This window comes from Mesorhizobium sp. WSM4898, assembly GCF_029625845.1.
Classification (GTDB): Bacteria; Pseudomonadota; Alphaproteobacteria; order Rhizobiales; family Rhizobiaceae; genus Mesorhizobium.
Genome location: NZ_JARTVQ010000013.1, coordinates 16,032 through 30,092 on the forward strand (window position 1 = coordinate 16,032; position 14,061 = coordinate 30,092).

The 14,061-nt window shown below is 62.9% G+C and carries 18 protein-coding genes; 9 read left to right on the forward strand and 9 right to left on the reverse strand.

The features are described from left to right. Window position 1: 1 nt before the first annotated feature. On the reverse strand, window positions 2-934 hold the full coding sequence (locus P9228_RS28885; RefSeq protein WP_095799849.1) for a VOC family protein: 933 nt from the start codon (window positions 932-934) through the stop codon (window positions 2-4). 229 nt (window positions 935-1,163) lie between these two features. Here P9228_RS28885 and P9228_RS28890 point away from each other — a divergent pair, with 229 nt between their 5' ends. Continuing rightward, entirely contained in the window at window positions 1,164-2,726 is a 1,563-nt protein-coding gene (locus tag P9228_RS28890) for an alkaline phosphatase family protein (protein WP_278056850.1), read from the forward strand. A gap of 44 nt (window positions 2,727-2,770) precedes the next feature. Here the strand turns inward: P9228_RS28890 and P9228_RS28895 are convergent, their stop codons facing one another. Beyond that, window positions 2,771-4,159 (reverse strand): PRC-barrel domain-containing protein, encoded by a 1,389-nt coding sequence (locus P9228_RS28895; protein WP_278056851.1) that lies wholly within the window; start codon window positions 4,157-4,159, stop codon window positions 2,771-2,773. Window positions 4,160-4,398: 239 nt separating this feature from the next. Between P9228_RS28895 and P9228_RS28900 the strand changes: the two genes are divergently transcribed. Then, the gene (locus P9228_RS28900) at window positions 4,399-5,319 is read left to right on the forward strand and encodes a diacylglycerol kinase family protein (protein ID WP_278056852.1); all 921 of its coding nucleotides are present in this window, start codon (window positions 4,399-4,401) and stop codon (window positions 5,317-5,319) included. A 19-nt stretch (window positions 5,320-5,338) separates the two neighbouring features. On the opposite strand, the gene P9228_RS28905 is transcribed toward P9228_RS28900, so the two are convergent. From P9228_RS28905 to P9228_RS28920, 4 genes are all read right to left on the reverse strand, one after another. Then, the gene (locus P9228_RS28905; RefSeq protein WP_067002134.1) at window positions 5,339-5,554 is read right to left on the reverse strand and encodes a hypothetical protein; all 216 of its coding nucleotides are present in this window, start codon (window positions 5,552-5,554) and stop codon (window positions 5,339-5,341) included. A 120-nt stretch (window positions 5,555-5,674) separates the two neighbouring features. Beyond that, the gene (locus tag P9228_RS28910) at window positions 5,675-6,139 is read right to left on the reverse strand and encodes a phage holin family protein (RefSeq protein WP_095824027.1); all 465 of its coding nucleotides are present in this window, start codon (window positions 6,137-6,139) and stop codon (window positions 5,675-5,677) included. A gap of 10 nt (window positions 6,140-6,149) precedes the next feature. After that, window positions 6,150-6,476 carry a DUF883 family protein gene (locus P9228_RS28915; protein ID WP_095778215.1) on the reverse strand — a complete coding sequence of 109 codons (327 nt, stop codon included), beginning with the start codon at window positions 6,474-6,476 and terminating at the stop codon, window positions 6,150-6,152. Window positions 6,477-6,553: 77 nt separating this feature from the next. After that, a complete protein-coding gene (locus P9228_RS28920; protein ID WP_095799844.1) occupies window positions 6,554-7,315 on the reverse strand; it encodes a Crp/Fnr family transcriptional regulator in 762 nt (253 codons plus the stop codon). Between the two features lie 198 nt (window positions 7,316-7,513). On the opposite strand from P9228_RS28920, the gene P9228_RS28925 reads away from it, so the two are divergent. Then, on the forward strand, window positions 7,514-7,858 hold the full coding sequence (locus tag P9228_RS28925) for a response regulator (RefSeq protein ID WP_336618911.1): 345 nt from the start codon (window positions 7,514-7,516) through the stop codon (window positions 7,856-7,858). A 31-nt stretch (window positions 7,859-7,889) separates the two neighbouring features. Here the strand turns inward: P9228_RS28925 and P9228_RS28930 are convergent, their stop codons facing one another. Continuing rightward, window positions 7,890-8,441, reverse strand: a complete 552-nt coding sequence (locus P9228_RS28930; RefSeq protein ID WP_040973662.1) for an RNA polymerase sigma factor — start codon at window positions 8,439-8,441, stop codon at window positions 7,890-7,892. A 3-nt stretch (window positions 8,442-8,444) separates the two neighbouring features. Then, window positions 8,445-8,642, reverse strand: coding sequence for a NepR family anti-sigma factor (locus P9228_RS28935; RefSeq protein WP_278056921.1), 198 nt, complete (start codon window positions 8,640-8,642; stop codon window positions 8,445-8,447). Window positions 8,643-8,864: 222 nt separating this feature from the next. On the opposite strand from P9228_RS28935, the gene P9228_RS28940 reads away from it, so the two are divergent. The 6 genes from P9228_RS28940 to P9228_RS28965 all read left to right on the forward strand — a co-directional run bounded on the left by P9228_RS28940 (window position 8,865) and on the right by P9228_RS28965 (window position 12,344). Beyond that, window positions 8,865-9,659 (forward strand): response regulator, encoded by a 795-nt coding sequence (locus tag P9228_RS28940; RefSeq protein WP_067002122.1) that lies wholly within the window; start codon window positions 8,865-8,867, stop codon window positions 9,657-9,659. A 142-nt stretch (window positions 9,660-9,801) separates the two neighbouring features. Continuing rightward, a complete protein-coding gene (locus P9228_RS28945; RefSeq protein ID WP_067002119.1) occupies window positions 9,802-9,966 on the forward strand; it encodes a DUF1328 domain-containing protein in 165 nt (54 codons plus the stop codon). Window positions 9,967-10,146: 180 nt separating this feature from the next. Continuing rightward, on the forward strand, window positions 10,147-11,178 hold the full coding sequence (locus P9228_RS28950; RefSeq protein ID WP_095824028.1) for a sensor histidine kinase: 1,032 nt from the start codon (window positions 10,147-10,149) through the stop codon (window positions 11,176-11,178). 225 nt (window positions 11,179-11,403) lie between these two features. After that, a complete protein-coding gene (locus tag P9228_RS28955; RefSeq protein ID WP_164748129.1) occupies window positions 11,404-11,574 on the forward strand; it encodes a hypothetical protein in 171 nt (56 codons plus the stop codon). Window positions 11,575-11,690: 116 nt separating this feature from the next. Continuing rightward, window positions 11,691-11,993, forward strand: a complete 303-nt coding sequence (locus tag P9228_RS28960) for a hypothetical protein (protein ID WP_127242101.1) — start codon at window positions 11,691-11,693, stop codon at window positions 11,991-11,993. A gap of 105 nt (window positions 11,994-12,098) precedes the next feature. After that, window positions 12,099-12,344 carry a YMGG-like glycine zipper-containing protein gene (locus tag P9228_RS28965; RefSeq protein ID WP_095824030.1) on the forward strand — a complete coding sequence of 82 codons (246 nt, stop codon included), beginning with the start codon at window positions 12,099-12,101 and terminating at the stop codon, window positions 12,342-12,344. Between the two features lie 84 nt (window positions 12,345-12,428). Here the strand turns inward: P9228_RS28965 and P9228_RS28970 are convergent, their stop codons facing one another. Further along, the gene (locus tag P9228_RS28970; protein WP_278056858.1) at window positions 12,429-14,054 is read right to left on the reverse strand and encodes a CHASE domain-containing protein; all 1,626 of its coding nucleotides are present in this window, start codon (window positions 14,052-14,054) and stop codon (window positions 12,429-12,431) included. Window positions 14,055-14,061: the final 7 nt, after the last annotated feature.

Sequence of the window (14,061 nt, forward strand, 5' to 3'; positions counted from 1 at the left end):
GTCAGTCTTCCAGCTTCTGGAGATGCTGTTCGAGATAGGGTCTCAGATGCTGATGCTGCGTCGGCAGCTTCAGCGCCTCGCCGAGATGCGCGGTGTCCTCGTCGCGGTTGAAGCCCGGCTCGTTGGTCGACACCTCGAACAGCACGCCGCCCGGCGTGCGGAAATAGATCGCCCAGAAATAGTCGCGATCGATGACCGGCGTCACGCCGTAACCCGTGTCGACAAGTGCCTTGCGCACTTCGAGCTGCCGCGCGCGATTCTCGACCGCGAAGGCGACATGGTGCACCGAGCCGGCGCCGAGATTGGCAAAGCCGGCGCCCGGCAGCGATTCGATGTCGACGACGTCGGCGCCGTTGCCGTTCTTGATCGCCATCCGGCGGACATTGCCGGACTTGTCGACCTCTTCATAGCCCATGAACTTCAGCAGCTCCTCGGTGGCGCCGCCGTCCTTCAGTCTCAGCGCGACCGAGTGGAAGCCGCGAATCGCCTCATCGGCGGGGACGCCGCCCTTCACCCAGGGCGCTCTGCCGTCGGCCTTGTCTTCGACCAGCGCAAAACTGTCGCCGTCGGGGCCCGTGAAGGCAAGCCGCTTCTCGCCGAAGCTTTCGCTGCGGCCAACACCGCTGACGCCCTCGTCGGCGAAGCGCTTTTCCCAATAGCCGAGCGTGCCTTCCGGCACTGAGAAGACGGTGGTGCCGACCTCACCCACCCCATGCCGGCCCTTGCCGATGTCGGGGAACGGGAAATAGGTCATCACCGAGCCCGGCGTGCCGAACTCGTCGGCATAGTAGAGGTGATAGACGTCCGGTGCGTCGAAATTGACGGTCTTCTTCACCCGGCGCAGGCCGAGCTTCTTGGTAAAGAACTCATTGTTGCGGCGCGCATCGCTTGCCATCGAGGTAACGTGATGCAGGCCCTTGATCTGATTGAGCATGGTCTTGCTCCTTCCCTATCCTTGCTGCGGCCCTTGCCGCTGTCCACCGCAATATGAGGATAGCGCCGGGCCCGGCAAAGCGACCAAACTCAGAATGGACTGTATCACAAAAGTGAACGGCCATAAGACCGATGTTCACCAATTGATGAACTGCCTCCTTGCGCCGATCGGGAAATTTCGGCTCCATGAGCGGGCGCACCATCTTGAGGAGAAGAGTTTGGAGAACCGAGTGAGCCGCCCGAATGTTCTTCTCATCACCTGCGACCAGTGGCGCGGCGATTGTCTGTCGGCGGCGGGACATCCGGTAGTGAAAACGCCGCATGTGGATGCGCTCGCGGCCGAGGGCGTGCTGTTCCAGCGCCACTACGGTGGAGCGGCGCCCTGCTCGCCGGCGCGCGCCTGCCTCTACACCGGCCTCTATCAGATGAACAACCGGGTCTGCCGCAACGGCTCGCCGCTCGACGCCCGCCACAGTAACATCGCGCTTTCCGCACGCGCGGTGGGTTATGACCCCACGTTGTTCGGTTATACCGATGTGGCGCCGGACCCGCGCCGGCTTGCGGCCGGCGATCCGCGGCTGAGGAGTTATGAAGGCGTGCTGCCCGGCTTCAGCGTCCGGCAGTTGCTGCCCGAACATCAGAAGCAGTGGCTGTCCTGGCTGCGGACGCGCGGCATCGACACGAGCGCCGGGGCACCGGGCATCCATCGTCCGGCTGGCAAGCAGGGCAAGGTCGGCGATGATGTAAGCAACGCGCCGCCGGTCTATTCGAAGGACCAGACGCCGGCGGCCTTCCTGGCCGGCGAATTCATCCGCTGGCTTGGCGAACAGGAGCAGTCGGCGCCGTGGTTCGCGCACATCTCCTTCATCAGCCCGCACCCGCCTTTCATCGTGCCGCAGCCCTACAACACCATGTACGACCCGGCCGACGGCCCCGCTTTCCGGCGCGCGGCGAACTGGCAGGCCGAGGCGCAAAGCCACCCCTACCTCGCATACGATCTTGGCCTGCAGAAGCGGACGAAGTTCGTTCCCGGCGTCGAGGGCAAGGTGCGGGATTGGAGCGAGGAGAATTTTCGCCGGATCCGTGCGCTTTACTACGGCATGATCTCCCAGCTCGACGCGCAGCTCGGCCGCATCTGGGAAGCGCTGAAGGCGGCCGACAGTTGGGATGACACTGTGGTTGTGCTCACCTCCGACCATGCCGAGATGATGGGCGACCACTTCATGCTTGGCAAAGGCGGCTTCTTCGACGCCAGCTACCACATTCCGCTGATCGTGCGCGATCCGCGTCGGACAAATGCGGCCGGCGCATCCATCGATCGTTTCACCGAGGCGGTGGACGTCTTCCCGACCTTGCTCGACCTGATCGGCGCAGCACCCGAACCGCACCTCGACGGCAGGTCGCTGGCGTCCTGGCTCGACGGCGAGGAGCCGGCCGACTGGCGCGACGCGGCGCACTGGGAATTCGATTTCCGCTCGGTCGCCGACGGCGAAGCCGAGCGGCATTTCGGCATCGGCTCACGCGCCTGCAACCTTGCCGTCCTTCGCACCGAGGCTTTCAAATATGTCCATTTCGGCGGCGGCCTGCCGCCGCTTCTCTTCGACCTGTCTAAGGATCCGGACGAGTTGAGCAACGTCGCGCACGACCCCGCCTATCTGCCGGTGCGCGTGGAACTCGCCGAGAAGATGCTCACCTGGCGCGCCAACCATCTCGACCAATCACTCGCGCTGGCGGAGCTGACAAAGGACGGAGTGGTCGGCCATGTGAGAAAGACAGCAGGCAGCAGGGAATAGCGAAACGCGTATTCCCTGCTGCCCGCTGCCCGCTGCCTGGTCCCTTACTGCAGGACCATCCTCTGCTTGTCGCGGTTTGCGGCATAGGAGCTCTTGTCGTAGGCTGCCTGCGCCTCCAACTGCTCCTTGGTGAAGTTGGTGTAGAGATACTTATTGCCGTCCTTGTCGGTCATGAACTTCAGCTTATCCATGCCGAGGGCGACTTCCTTCTCGCCGATGCCTAGGAAACCGCCGACATCGATAACCACCGCATCCGGCTTGTTGTCGGGCGTCAGCACGACATCGCCAATCTCGCCGATCTCGACATCGTTGGCGCCGTATACCGTGGTGCCCTTCAGGTCGTCGACTCTGATGTTGCCCATCGGCATTTCGTTCAACGTCGATTTGTCGATCGAGGCTGTCTTGGTCGTGTCGGTGGCGGCTGTGCCGGTATCGGCCGGCTTGTTCTCAGCCGTCGTATTCGCAGCCGGCGCCGCGGGCTTGGTCTCAGCCGTCGTCTGGGCCGGCTGAGCCGGTTTGGCCTCCTTGTCGGCCGTGGTGTCGGACGAGGTCACGGCAGGGGTGGTCGTTGCCGGAGCAGTGTTCGAAGCCGTGGTGGCTGCGGCCGGCGCCGGATCATAAGCCTTGCGGTTGAAGTCCGGCTGGGCCTCCAGTTCTTCCTTCGTCGTCTCGGCGATCAACCAGCGATCGCCATTCTTCTCCGCCCATTTGGCCTTGGCGAAGTCGAAGGTAACATTCTTCTCGCCAATGCCCAGGAAGCCGCCGACGCCGATCACGAGGGATTCGGCCTTGCCGTCCTTGGCAAGAACGATGTCGTTGACGTCGCCGATCTTTTGGGCGTCGTCGGCGGTGCCGTTATAGACCGACTCGCCCATGATGTTGGTGGCGAGATTGCCTTCAGCCTTCTCTACCGGCTGGGCCGGCTGAGCGGGCGCTTGCGCCGTTCCGGTGTCGGTGGTCGCTGGCTGCGTGGCATCGGTCGTTTGCGCCGGGGCCAGATCATAGGCCTTGCGATCGAAGGCCGCCTGCGCGTTCAGCTCGTCTTTGGTCGTCTTCGCTACGAGCCAGCGGTCGCCGTTCTTCTCGGCCCATTCCAGCTTGTTGTAATCGAAGGCGACATCCTTGGTGCCGACGCCAAGAAAGCCGCCGACGCCGATGATGACGGATTTTACGTTGCCGCTTGCATCGAAAACGACGTCGTCGACCTTGCCGATGTCTTCGGCATCGTCGCCGGTCCCATTATAGACGGATTCACCGATGATATTGGTCATCAGCGCCCCGTCTGCACGTACTACTGGAGCTTGGGTCTCGGCGGCGGGCGCGGGGGTTTCGGTGGCGGGCGCCTGCGCCGGTGCAGGCGTTGTGTTCTGCGCAAAGGCCCCGGTTGCTAGGAGGGTTGCAAGCGCGGTCGTTGCAAAAAGAGTGCGGATCATGATCGTCTCTCCTCGTGCCTGATTTCCTACGCGCCGCGTTCGCGGCCTCGCACAACGCAAGGGCGAGCGCGGCAATATTCCACGATTTCACAACGTCGTGAGGGGAGCCTTGTTCCAAACGGCGCCCGTCCACGGCGCTTGACTTGCTCCCTGACGCGGAACCTTCGGCGGCCCCTTTCCGTTTCAGCCTCCGGCTGAGAGCTCGTTTTTGGCCTAACAATAGCAGGACGGAGAGGGGCATGCGGTTTGCTGCGGTGCTGAACAAGGACGGGGGCACCCTGCGCACGACCGATGTTGCAGCCTTTGCCGACCGGGTCCGCGAGCTTCTGGAAGCGGCTGGCCATTCGGTTCAGATCGACATCGTTGCGGGCGGCGAAATCGCTACGGCTTTGGAAAAGGCCATAGCCAGGCGCAACGTCGATGTCGTGCTCGCCGGAGGCGGCGACGGAACGGTGTCCACCGCCGCCTCGCTTCTGATGAACAAGAAGAAGGCGTTGGCCATATTGCCGGCTGGTACGATGAACCTTTTCGCGCGCAGCCTTGGCATCCCCCAGACACTGGAAGCCGCCTTGAAGGCCTTTACCGACGGCGAGGTCAAGGCGGTCGATATGGCGACCGCGAATGGCCGTCCCTTCGTGCATCAATTTTCAATCGGCATGCATGCCAGAATGGTCCAGCTCCGCGAGAAGATGGATTTTGGCTCGCGGCTGGGAAAGATGCGGGCGTCGGTTCGCGCCGCATGGGCAACGATCAAGAACCCGCGCACCCTCAAGGTGACCTTGACCATCGGCAAGACCGACATCATCACCCGCGCGACCGGAATTGGCATCAGCAACAACCTGTTCGGCGAGGGCCATCTGCCTTATGCGGACAATCCGGCCGGCGGCATGCTTGGCATCTATGTCAGCGTTGCGCGCCGGCGCCGTGACTTGGTAAAATTGCTGCTTGCCATGCTGCGCGGCCGGTGGCGCCAAAGCGAACATGTCGAGATCCACCAGGCTGACAAGGCCGTGCTGAAAATTCATTCGTCGCCGACCAAGTTCAAGGCGGTGATGGACGGAGAGTTGGTCAAGCTGGAACGCGAAACCACGGTCGAAATCCATCCGGCGACCCTTAACGTGCTGGTCCCTAGAAGCAGCGCGCAGGCAAAGGCAGCCTGAATGGGCCGAAGACTTCAAACTACTGTGTTTGACCACTGGGAGCAGGCGCCTGCTCGGTCCCTGGAGGTTGTGGGACGTGCTGCTGCTCGGTGCTCGGCTCTTTGATCAACACGCCATAAATCTCGGCTACGCCCCAGGCGATGAATACCAGCAGCAGCCCGGCGACGAGAATCCTGAGCGCATGCCAGCCCCAATGCCCCTGGCGGGCTTCGTTTTCAGGAACGGTCTTGGGCATGGTCGGTCTCCAGGTGTGGGGGCGGGCACGCCGAGCACGGCATGGTCGGGTAACGGACCCTTTCCGCGAAAGTTCCCAATCATCCGGCAACGGTCGGCCGCCTCGACCGGCTTGCCGCGCCTATGGCGTTTCGCTGCGATCCTTTTCTCGAGGCCCAGCCTTCACGTTCTCGCGGTAGATGGCGTAGGCGGCGAGCGCGATCGCGGGCGCGAGAAGCGTGCCCAGGCCGCCCTTGCTTTTCGCGAGCGCCGGGAGCAACGCGAGCGCCGCGGTAACGCCAACCGCCGTCATGTCGGCCTTTCGCCTTCGCGCGCGCCGCCGCGCCCGCATGCTGGTTGTCAGCTTGTGGATCACGACAATCAGCCCGGCGATCACCAGGAAGCCGATGCCGAAGCCGAGACTGGTCGCTAGCGGCCCGTAGCGCGCCGCCAGCCAGATATAGGCCGCGCCGATGAGGAAACCGACGCCGCACAGGGCAAAAACACCGGCAAGTCCGTAGAGGATTGCGGTCTGCCGCGCTCTTTGAAAGGCCGCCACCGCCTCGCCGGAAGCAAGGCCGGAAATAAGCGAAACCAGCGTCCCCATATGAGGGCTGCTAGCGGCGCGACAGCAGCGCGAACAGGAAGCCTACTCCCGCCGCAATCGCCAGCGACGTCACCGGCTTTTCGCGAACGCTGGCTATCAACTGCGCTTCCAAATCCTGAGCGCTTCCGCGCATGCTTTCGAACGCTGCCTCGCCGTGCGCGCGCAGCTGCTCGACGCCTTCGGCGGCCGCGCGGCGCGCTGCCCCGTAACTGTCGTCCCGGGTCTTGGCCAATTGCCTGGTGAGCTCTTCGATATCGGCCTTCAACTGCCGGATGTCGGCTTCGAGGTCGGCGCTGGGGGGAGTGTCTGTTGCGGATCTGCCTGCGGCGGTCGCCATTGCGTAACTCCTTATGTTTGCTTCCATTTCAACGCTTGGCCGAGACCGGGGTTCCGTTTTCCCGGTCCGGGTCGTCCTCAGATAAGCGGTCTGCGCTCCTCACCCAAACCTTGCCAGCCGGCCAACTCCGTCAGCCCCTCATGGCTGAGAACCTCGCAACCACCGTCACGCCAAATGATCAGCTTACGGTCCATCAGCTTGCGGATCGTCTTGTTGGTATGCACCAGCGAAAGCCCGAGCGTATCGGCGATATGCTGCTGCGTGATCGGGATCTGCACCGGCCGCTTGCCGTTCAGGCCTGCGCCCCGGGCACGGCTGGAGATGAAGGCGACAAGATAGGCGGTGCGCTCCAGCGCGGAACGGCGACCGATGCTCAGCAGGTTTTCATCGAGCATGCGCTCCTCGCGCGACGCCATCCAGGTGATGTCATAGGCCAGGCCCGGGTAGTTACGGTAAAGCTCGTGCAATTGGTCGCGCTCGAAGACGCACAGCAGCATCGGCGACAAGGCCTCGACGGAATGCTGCATCTCGCCCATTAGGCTGCCTTGCAGGCCGATGAGATCGCCGGGCATGGAATAGTTGAGGATTTGCCGCCGCCCGTCGGGCAACAGCTTGTAGCGGAATGCCCAGCCTGAAAGTATGGTGTAGAGATGCGCGCTGTGGCTGCCTTCGACCAGCACGGTCGCCCCCTTGTCGACCGCAAGCTCTCCTTTCTTGAACCCGCTGACGAACAACAGCTCCTGGCTCTCGAATTCGCGAAAGACTGGCAGCGGCCGCAGCGGGCATTTGCCGCAAGGATATTGGCGGGTGGCAAGGGAATATGCGCTCTGGCCGGACATTTCGACCCCTCTTCGAAACCCCTGCCCCGATCGGGCGAATACAAACGCTTCACCCGGACCGAGGTTCCGCCGCTCACGCAATGCATCGCCGGTCATGTCTTTTTTAAATGACAGAGCGCCGAATACCGCGCATGACTGCAGCCTTATAGGAGTCGCCGCCACGTGCCCCCATTGCTAGACGGATTGCGTATCCTGGTCTTGGAAGACGAATTCCTGATAGCGATGGATGTCGAGCAACTATGCCGCGACCAAGGGGCCGCCGAGGTCACGATTGTTGGCGACCTGGCTGAAATCGACCTGCGGGATGGGTTTTCCTGGTTCGACGCCGCTATCGTCGACCTGATGCTCGGCGGCACCTCGACACTCGACTTCGCCGAGCGGCTGCGCAGCGCAGGCATTCCATTCGTCTTCGCGTCCGGCTACTCCGACGCCGAGGATCTCGAAGGCTCTTTTCCCGAGATTAAGCTGGTCACCAAGCCCTACTCGGGAGACGATCTGATCCAGGCCCTGGCGCTCGCCTGCAGGCGCGCGAAAGCGGCGTGACGACGTAGCGTCGAAGAGCCGGAGGTCGGTGTCAGGCGGCGTTTGATCCTGTCACCTGCGCCGAGATCGCGTCGGGACCGTATTCGTCCTCGCCAGAAATCTTCAGGATGTCCTGCAGCCGGGCGCGCGCGCGGCTGACCCGGCTCTTGATCGTGCCCACAGCGCAGCCGCAGATCTCCGCCGCCTCTTCGTAGGAAAAGCCGGACGCGCCGATCAGGATGATCGCTTCGCGCTGATCCTCCGGCAGCTGCTCCAGCGCGCCGCGAAAATCCTTGAGATCGAGCTGGCCATGCTGGGCCGGGTGGACGGCGAGCCTGGCGGTCATGATGCCGTCGCTGTCCTGCACCTCGCGACCGCGCTTGCGCATCTGCGAATAGAATTCGTTGCGCAGGATGGTGAACAGCCAGGCCTTGAGGTTGGTGCCCGGCTGGAAACTCTCATGTTTGTCCCACGCCTTGACCAGGGTTTCCTGGACGAGGTCGTCCGCCTTGTCGGCATTCTGCGTCAGCGACACCGCAAAGGCGCGCAGGCTTGGGATCGCGCCGAGCAGCTCGGTCTTGAAGCTCTGGGAGACCGCCGCCATGTCTCAGTCCTTTTTCTCGGCGGGTTCGGCCTTTTCCAGCTGGCTGAGCAACTGAGCGAATCGATCCGGCACCTGATCGGAGACCAGCTCGTCGTAATATTGCTTGAGTTTGCGGGCGATTTCGGAGTTCGGTCCGAGCGGACTGCTACCCCCGTTCCGGTGCCTGCTCGGGGCGCCAGCATTCTTTGACATTTCTTTCATGTTTGCCCTAAGTCCCAGCACCTGAAACCGCTTTAAAACCATAGATCACGACGCAAGCGGCACCCTTGTCTGGTTGCCCATCCCAAAGCCGGAAACGCCCGCTTCCTAATTTAGTTCCCTGCCCGGCGGAACTTTTTCAGAAAGCCGACGTTGGTTTTGCCGGGACTTCCAGTGAGTCTAGCCTTTGCAATGCAACAACGTCATCTGAGGGAGACGTCAAATATGAGCCTGTCCGCAACCATCGCTCCTCACCTGCCTTTCCTCCGCCGTTTCTCGCGCGCCGTGTCGGGATCGCAGGAAAGCGGTGACGCCCTGGTTGCTGCGATGCTGGAGGCCATCATCGCCGACACCGAAGTTTTCCCCAAGGCATCGAGCGATCGCATTGCGCTGTACAAGGTCTTTGCCAGGCTTTTCACTTCGATTGCGATCCGCGTGCCGCAAGAGCATGCGCAGACAGCTTGGGAGCAGCGGGCGGCCGCCAATCTCAACGCAATCGCGCCGCGGCCGAGGCAGGCTTTCCTGCTGGTCGCCGTAGAGGGTTTCAGCGAGGATGAAGCGGCGGAAATCCTCGATGCCGACGAACAGGAGTTCTCCGAATTGCTTGCCCAAGCAAGCAGCGAGATTTCTCGCCAGGTCGCGACCGACGTGCTGATCATCGAGGACGAGCCGCTGATCGCCATGGACATCGAGGAGATGGTCGAAAGCCTCGGCCATCGCGTTGTCGGCACCGCCCGCACGCACGCCGAGGCGGTCGCCGTTTTCGGCAAGACGCGTCCGAAAATGGTGCTGGCCGACATCCAGCTCGCCGATGGCAGCTCGGGCATAGAGGCGGTCAACGAGATCTTGTCCTCGACGCCGGTGCCGGTGATCTTCATCACCGCTTTCCCTGAGCGCCTGTTGACCGGCGAGCGTCCCGAACCGGCGTTTCTGGTGACCAAGCCCTTCAATCCAGACATGGTGAAGGCCCTGATCAGTCAGGCGCTGTTCTTCGACCGGCAGGCGAAAGCCGCGGCCTGACCGCATGTCCGATCATTGAGGTCTCATGCGAGGCGCGGAGTCCCATCCGTGAAGCGTTTTCAGGGGATCGTCTTTTTCCGCAAATGGTGGAACAAACGCCATCCAGCCACGTTTTTTCCAGGACGTTAGAAGGAGAGATATCATGCTGTACTGGGCGCTCGTTTTTCTTGTGGTCGCGATCATCGCCGGCGCGCTTGGGTTCGGCGGCATCGCCGGCACGTCGGCTGGCATCGCGCAGATATTGTTCTTCGTCTTCCTTGCTTTCCTGGTGATCTCACTCATCGCCGGCCTCGTCAGGAGAACCTGACCAGGGGGAGTGCCGAACACTGGAAGCCGCACCCCTCAAACGGTTTCCAGCCACCGCCGGGCGATGTCCCCAAAAGGATGTCGTCCGGCGGACCGCTTTTGGGCAGCATAAGCATCAGTAGGTCAAGACCGGGGCAGCAATCCTCGTAAGCCGTTCGCGCCTGGATGCGGGAAGTATCGAATGCGTTCCAAGGCCTCAGAGAAGGACTATACGCAAGAGCACAGCGACGAAGTGATCGCGATGCATCCGGCGGAAAGCGGGATGCAGGTGGGTCGCGCGCTACTCCACGCGCTCCACAATGCTGGAATTTCGGTCCTCTACCAGGATCGTGAAATGAAGACCGTCTGGGCGCGCAACATGCGGGCCCCGTGGGCCTGCGAGACGGCCGAGGGCAAGGATGCGCTTTCCCCCGCGCAGTCCGAGCGCATAGGCGCAGCCAAGCGCAAGGTGATTGAAACCGGCAACCCGGATCGCCTCGAGCTCGGCATTTCCGACAGTGACGGCGTGCGCTGGTTCCATGTCTGGATCGATGCCGATCGCAGCGACTCCGGCGAGGTTCAGGGCGTCGTCACCACCATGGTCGAGACGACGGAGCAGAAGCGCCGCGAGCAGACGCTGAAAACGCTGCTGCGAGAGGTCAGCCATCGCTCGAAGAATCTTCTGGCCATCATCCAGAGCATAGCCACCCAGACCGGACGCTACTCGGAGACGCTCGGCGATTTTCTGACGCACTTTCGCGGCCGTATCCAGTCGCTCGCCTCGTCTCAGGATCTGGTGACATCCTCCAACTGGCGGGGAGCGGCGCTTCGTGAGCTCGTGTCCGGCCAGGTCGGCCGCTATAGCGCCGATCCAAGTCGCAGCCTGCGTTTCGATGGGGAGAACCCTTACCTCAATCCGAACGCTGCCCTTCATATCGGACTGGCCATGCACGAGCTGGCCGTGAATTCGGTAAGCTACGGCGCCCTGTCGCAGCCTGACGGGCGGATCAGGGTAAGCGCCAGGATCGCGGCCGGCAGCGAGACTTCGCCTGGCCTTTTGCTGATTTGGACAGAAAGGATCGGCGCCGGTCGGCGCACCGAAAATCGTTTTGGCAGCGTCGCCCTCGAACGCGTCGTGCCGACGTCGCTGAATGGCTCCGCCAGTCTCGATATCGACGACGATCGTCTCGAATATCGCCTGACCATCCCGCGCGGCAATTTCGAGATAGAATGAACAACCACGTCTTGGGCAACAGACAGCCGCCGGAGAGGCGTTAACCTGCCATTCACCATAAAATCCGATTGTGTTTCCCCGCCAGAAGCAACTCCAGGATAGCGCGCAATGCCCTTCCGAGTTGCGTAAAACCGTGGAGTGGATCGGCGATCCCGTGAGGCGCTGAACCGCTCGCGACGCATCAAACCCAGCCGCGCAATCACACCGCGATTTGGGAGGAAGCGAATGATGATTGCCGATATGGACAGGCTGGAGCGGGCCGCCCGCGTCTCGATGGGCGGCTTCCAGGACGCCGAAGCACCGCCCTCGCCCCGTTCCTCCCATCCATCGCTTCGCCTCGGCGCCGTCGCGCTTGTTGCTGCTCTCGGGCTGGCGATGGCCTGGCAACTGGCCTGATCTTTCCGATCGAGCAGCCGGCCTGCGCCAAGGGCACGCGCCATTGCGCGCCGACTCCGACGAGCAGGAACTTTTGAGCGGCAACAATCGTTCTTTGCGGCGGGAGGATTCGACCCGTGGAACACATCGCCGCCTTGCTCCTCGTCATTGGCTGCTCGGACACCATGACCGATTGCCGCGAATTGTCGGTGCCGGTCAGCGTCTTCGAGACTTTCGAGGCCTGCATCGCCGAACGGCCGTTTGCGCTGGGCGACCTGCAGGGGCGCACGCCGCGTGTCATGGGCGAGTGCCTTGCCGTCGATCCGGCACTTGAAGACGACTACGATCAACTGCTGTGGACCGTGCGTCCCGACGGCAGGCTCGTCGCGTCGCTGGAAACTTCCGGCGCGCTTGTCGCGTCAAACGGCGCACGCCCGTAAGACACTCTCTTCAGCAATAACAAGATCGGGCAGGCAAAGCCCGTTTTTTCGTGCTAAACGGCGGTTGGCACTGCCAAAAGTGAGGACAAAAGCGAGGAGCTATTTATGCGGAAAATGATCATTGCCATGGTTGCCGTGGTCGCCGTCAGCGGCTGCACCACGACCGAGCAGGATGTCGTCGGGGGCGGCCTGATCGGCGCCGGCGTCGGCGGCCTGGTCGGCGGAGGCAGGGGCGCGCTGATCGGCGCGGCTGTGGGCGCCGGGTCCGGCCTCCTGGTCCGCAACCTGCGCAATGGCCAGTGCGTATATCGCTACCGTAACGGCACGACCTACACTGCGCGCTGCAACTGATCTCGCGACAGAGCGATCCAATGAAGGCCGGCCTGCCGGCCTCCATTTCTTTGCCTGAACGGCCCGCCGCCGCACCGGCGCTGCTCATCCGGTGAGCGGGATCCTTATTTCCACCTTAAGCCCGTCGGCCCGGTAGTCGCGCTTGATCGTACCGCGCAATTCTCGCGTGACATTGAGATCGATCAGCTTGGTGCCGAAACCGGTCTTTGCCGGCGGCTCCAGTTTCTTTTGCCCGGCCTCGCGCCAATCGAGCACCAGCGTCCGCTCCCGGCCACGTCCTTCGACCCGCCAATCGACCTTCAGGGCGCCCACCGAGTTGCCGGCCTCGCCATATTTCAGCGCGTTGGTGGCAAGCTCGTGGAAGGTCAGGCCAAGCGCCTGCGTCGTCGTCTCGTCAAGCAGCACTTCCGGCCCCGACAATATGCCTTCGGAAAGCTCTTTGCCGAACACCTGCCCAAGCTCGGTGCGCAGCAGGTCGCCGAGGTCCGCTTTCTGCCAGCGCGAGCGTGTCAGCATGTCCTGCGACGCGGCCATCGCCTGCAACCGCGCCGAGAATGATGCCGAGAACTCCTTCACGTCCGTGGCCTGCGAAGCAGTCTGCCGCGCGATCGCCAGCACCCTGGTGATCGAGTTCTTGATGCGGTGCTTCATCTCCTGCAGGATCAGCTCCTTTTCCAGCAGGCTCTTCTCCGTGGCCTCATGCAGCAGCGACTTCGCCTCGTAGGCGCGCTCCTGATAGCGGGCCACCAAGGCGATGGCCCCGGCGAGAAGCAGGCCGAACAGACCGAGCATCACCGGGATGGCGCGCGAGGAAGGCAGCGCGAAAGCGCTCGTCGGCCGAAACAGGACAGTCCAGGGTCGGCCGGCCACGACGATATCCCGGCGCGCCAGCAGCTTTCCGCCGAGCGATTCGGCCGGCGGCGCCTCCGACCGGAACAGGAGATTGTCGGCTCCCGGCTGGCCGTCGAAGATTTCGACGTTGACCGGCAGCAGCGGAGCCTTGCTGAGCGCCACCTGGAACAGATCGCGTGCGCGGAAGGAGGCGTAGAGGAAGCCGGCGGTCGAGGAGCGGCTGGCATTAATGACATCCGGAGCCGTTTCCACGTTCAGCCGCACGAAGACCAGGAATCCGGGGAATGTCTGCTCCAGCCCTTGTCCCTGGCCAAGTTGAACGAGCCCGCTGGCATGCTGCTGGTCGTCGGCCATGGCCTTCTCGATTGCCGCCCGCCGTGCCGGGTCGCTGAACATGTCGAAGCCGATGATCGACTGGTTGGAGGTATCGAGCGGCTCGAAAAGCACGATGGGCGTGCGCCATTGCTGCTGCGTGATGGCCGGATAGACCGGGTGGGCCGAACCGCGAGCGCGCAGGATGTCGCGCTCGAGCGTGGCCTCGTCGCCGGCCTTGGCCAGCCTCAGGAAGCCGATGCCGCGCAGTCCGGCGAAATTGTCGTCGATGTCGAGCGCGGTGAGGAAGGCCTTGAACTCGCCGCGCGTAATATCGCCGTTACGAGCATCGAACAGCGCCTGGGTCGAGCGCAGCAGCGACAGATGCAGGTCGATGCGGCTCTCGATGCGGTTGAGCGCATCGTCGGCGGTTCCCTCGAACTTGATGCGTGCCGCCTCCTGGGTCGCGAAATAGGCGAACCCCGCCATCGTCAGGCTGATCAGCGCGACGGCGATGAAGGCGACGATCGGGAAAAGCTTTTTCAATGCAGGG

Bases quoted from the DNA above. Each gene is read 5' to 3' on its own strand.
- P9228_RS28885 (WP_095799849.1), bottom strand. From the start codon at position 934: ATGCTCAATCAGATCAAGGGCCTGCATCACGTTACCTCGATGGCAAGC.
- P9228_RS28895 (WP_278056851.1), bottom strand. From the start codon at position 4,159: ATGATCCGCACTCTTTTTGCAACGACCGCGCTTGCAACCCTCCTAGCA.
- P9228_RS28900 (WP_278056852.1), top strand. From the start codon at position 4,399: ATGCGGTTTGCTGCGGTGCTGAACAAGGACGGGGGCACCCTGCGCACG.
- P9228_RS28905 (WP_067002134.1), bottom strand. From the start codon at position 5,554: ATGCCCAAGACCGTTCCTGAAAACGAAGCCCGCCAGGGGCATTGGGGC.
- P9228_RS28910 (WP_095824027.1), bottom strand. From the start codon at position 6,139: ATGGGGACGCTGGTTTCGCTTATTTCCGGCCTTGCTTCCGGCGAGGCG.
- P9228_RS28915 (WP_095778215.1), bottom strand. From the start codon at position 6,476: ATGGCGACCGCCGCAGGCAGATCCGCAACAGACACTCCCCCCAGCGCC.
- P9228_RS28920 (WP_095799844.1), bottom strand. From the start codon at position 7,315: ATGTCCGGCCAGAGCGCATATTCCCTTGCCACCCGCCAATATCCTTGC.
- P9228_RS28930 (WP_040973662.1), bottom strand. From the start codon at position 8,441: ATGGCGGCGGTCTCCCAGAGCTTCAAGACCGAGCTGCTCGGCGCGATC.
- P9228_RS28935 (WP_278056921.1), bottom strand. From the start codon at position 8,642: ATGAAAGAAATGTCAAAGAATGCTGGCGCCCCGAGCAGGCACCGGAAC.
- P9228_RS28940 (WP_067002122.1), top strand. From the start codon at position 8,865: ATGAGCCTGTCCGCAACCATCGCTCCTCACCTGCCTTTCCTCCGCCGT.
- P9228_RS28945 (WP_067002119.1), top strand. From the start codon at position 9,802: ATGCTGTACTGGGCGCTCGTTTTTCTTGTGGTCGCGATCATCGCCGGC.
- P9228_RS28950 (WP_095824028.1), top strand. From the start codon at position 10,147: ATGCGTTCCAAGGCCTCAGAGAAGGACTATACGCAAGAGCACAGCGAC.
- P9228_RS28955 (WP_164748129.1), top strand. From the start codon at position 11,404: ATGATGATTGCCGATATGGACAGGCTGGAGCGGGCCGCCCGCGTCTCG.
- P9228_RS28965 (WP_095824030.1), top strand. From the start codon at position 12,099: ATGCGGAAAATGATCATTGCCATGGTTGCCGTGGTCGCCGTCAGCGGC.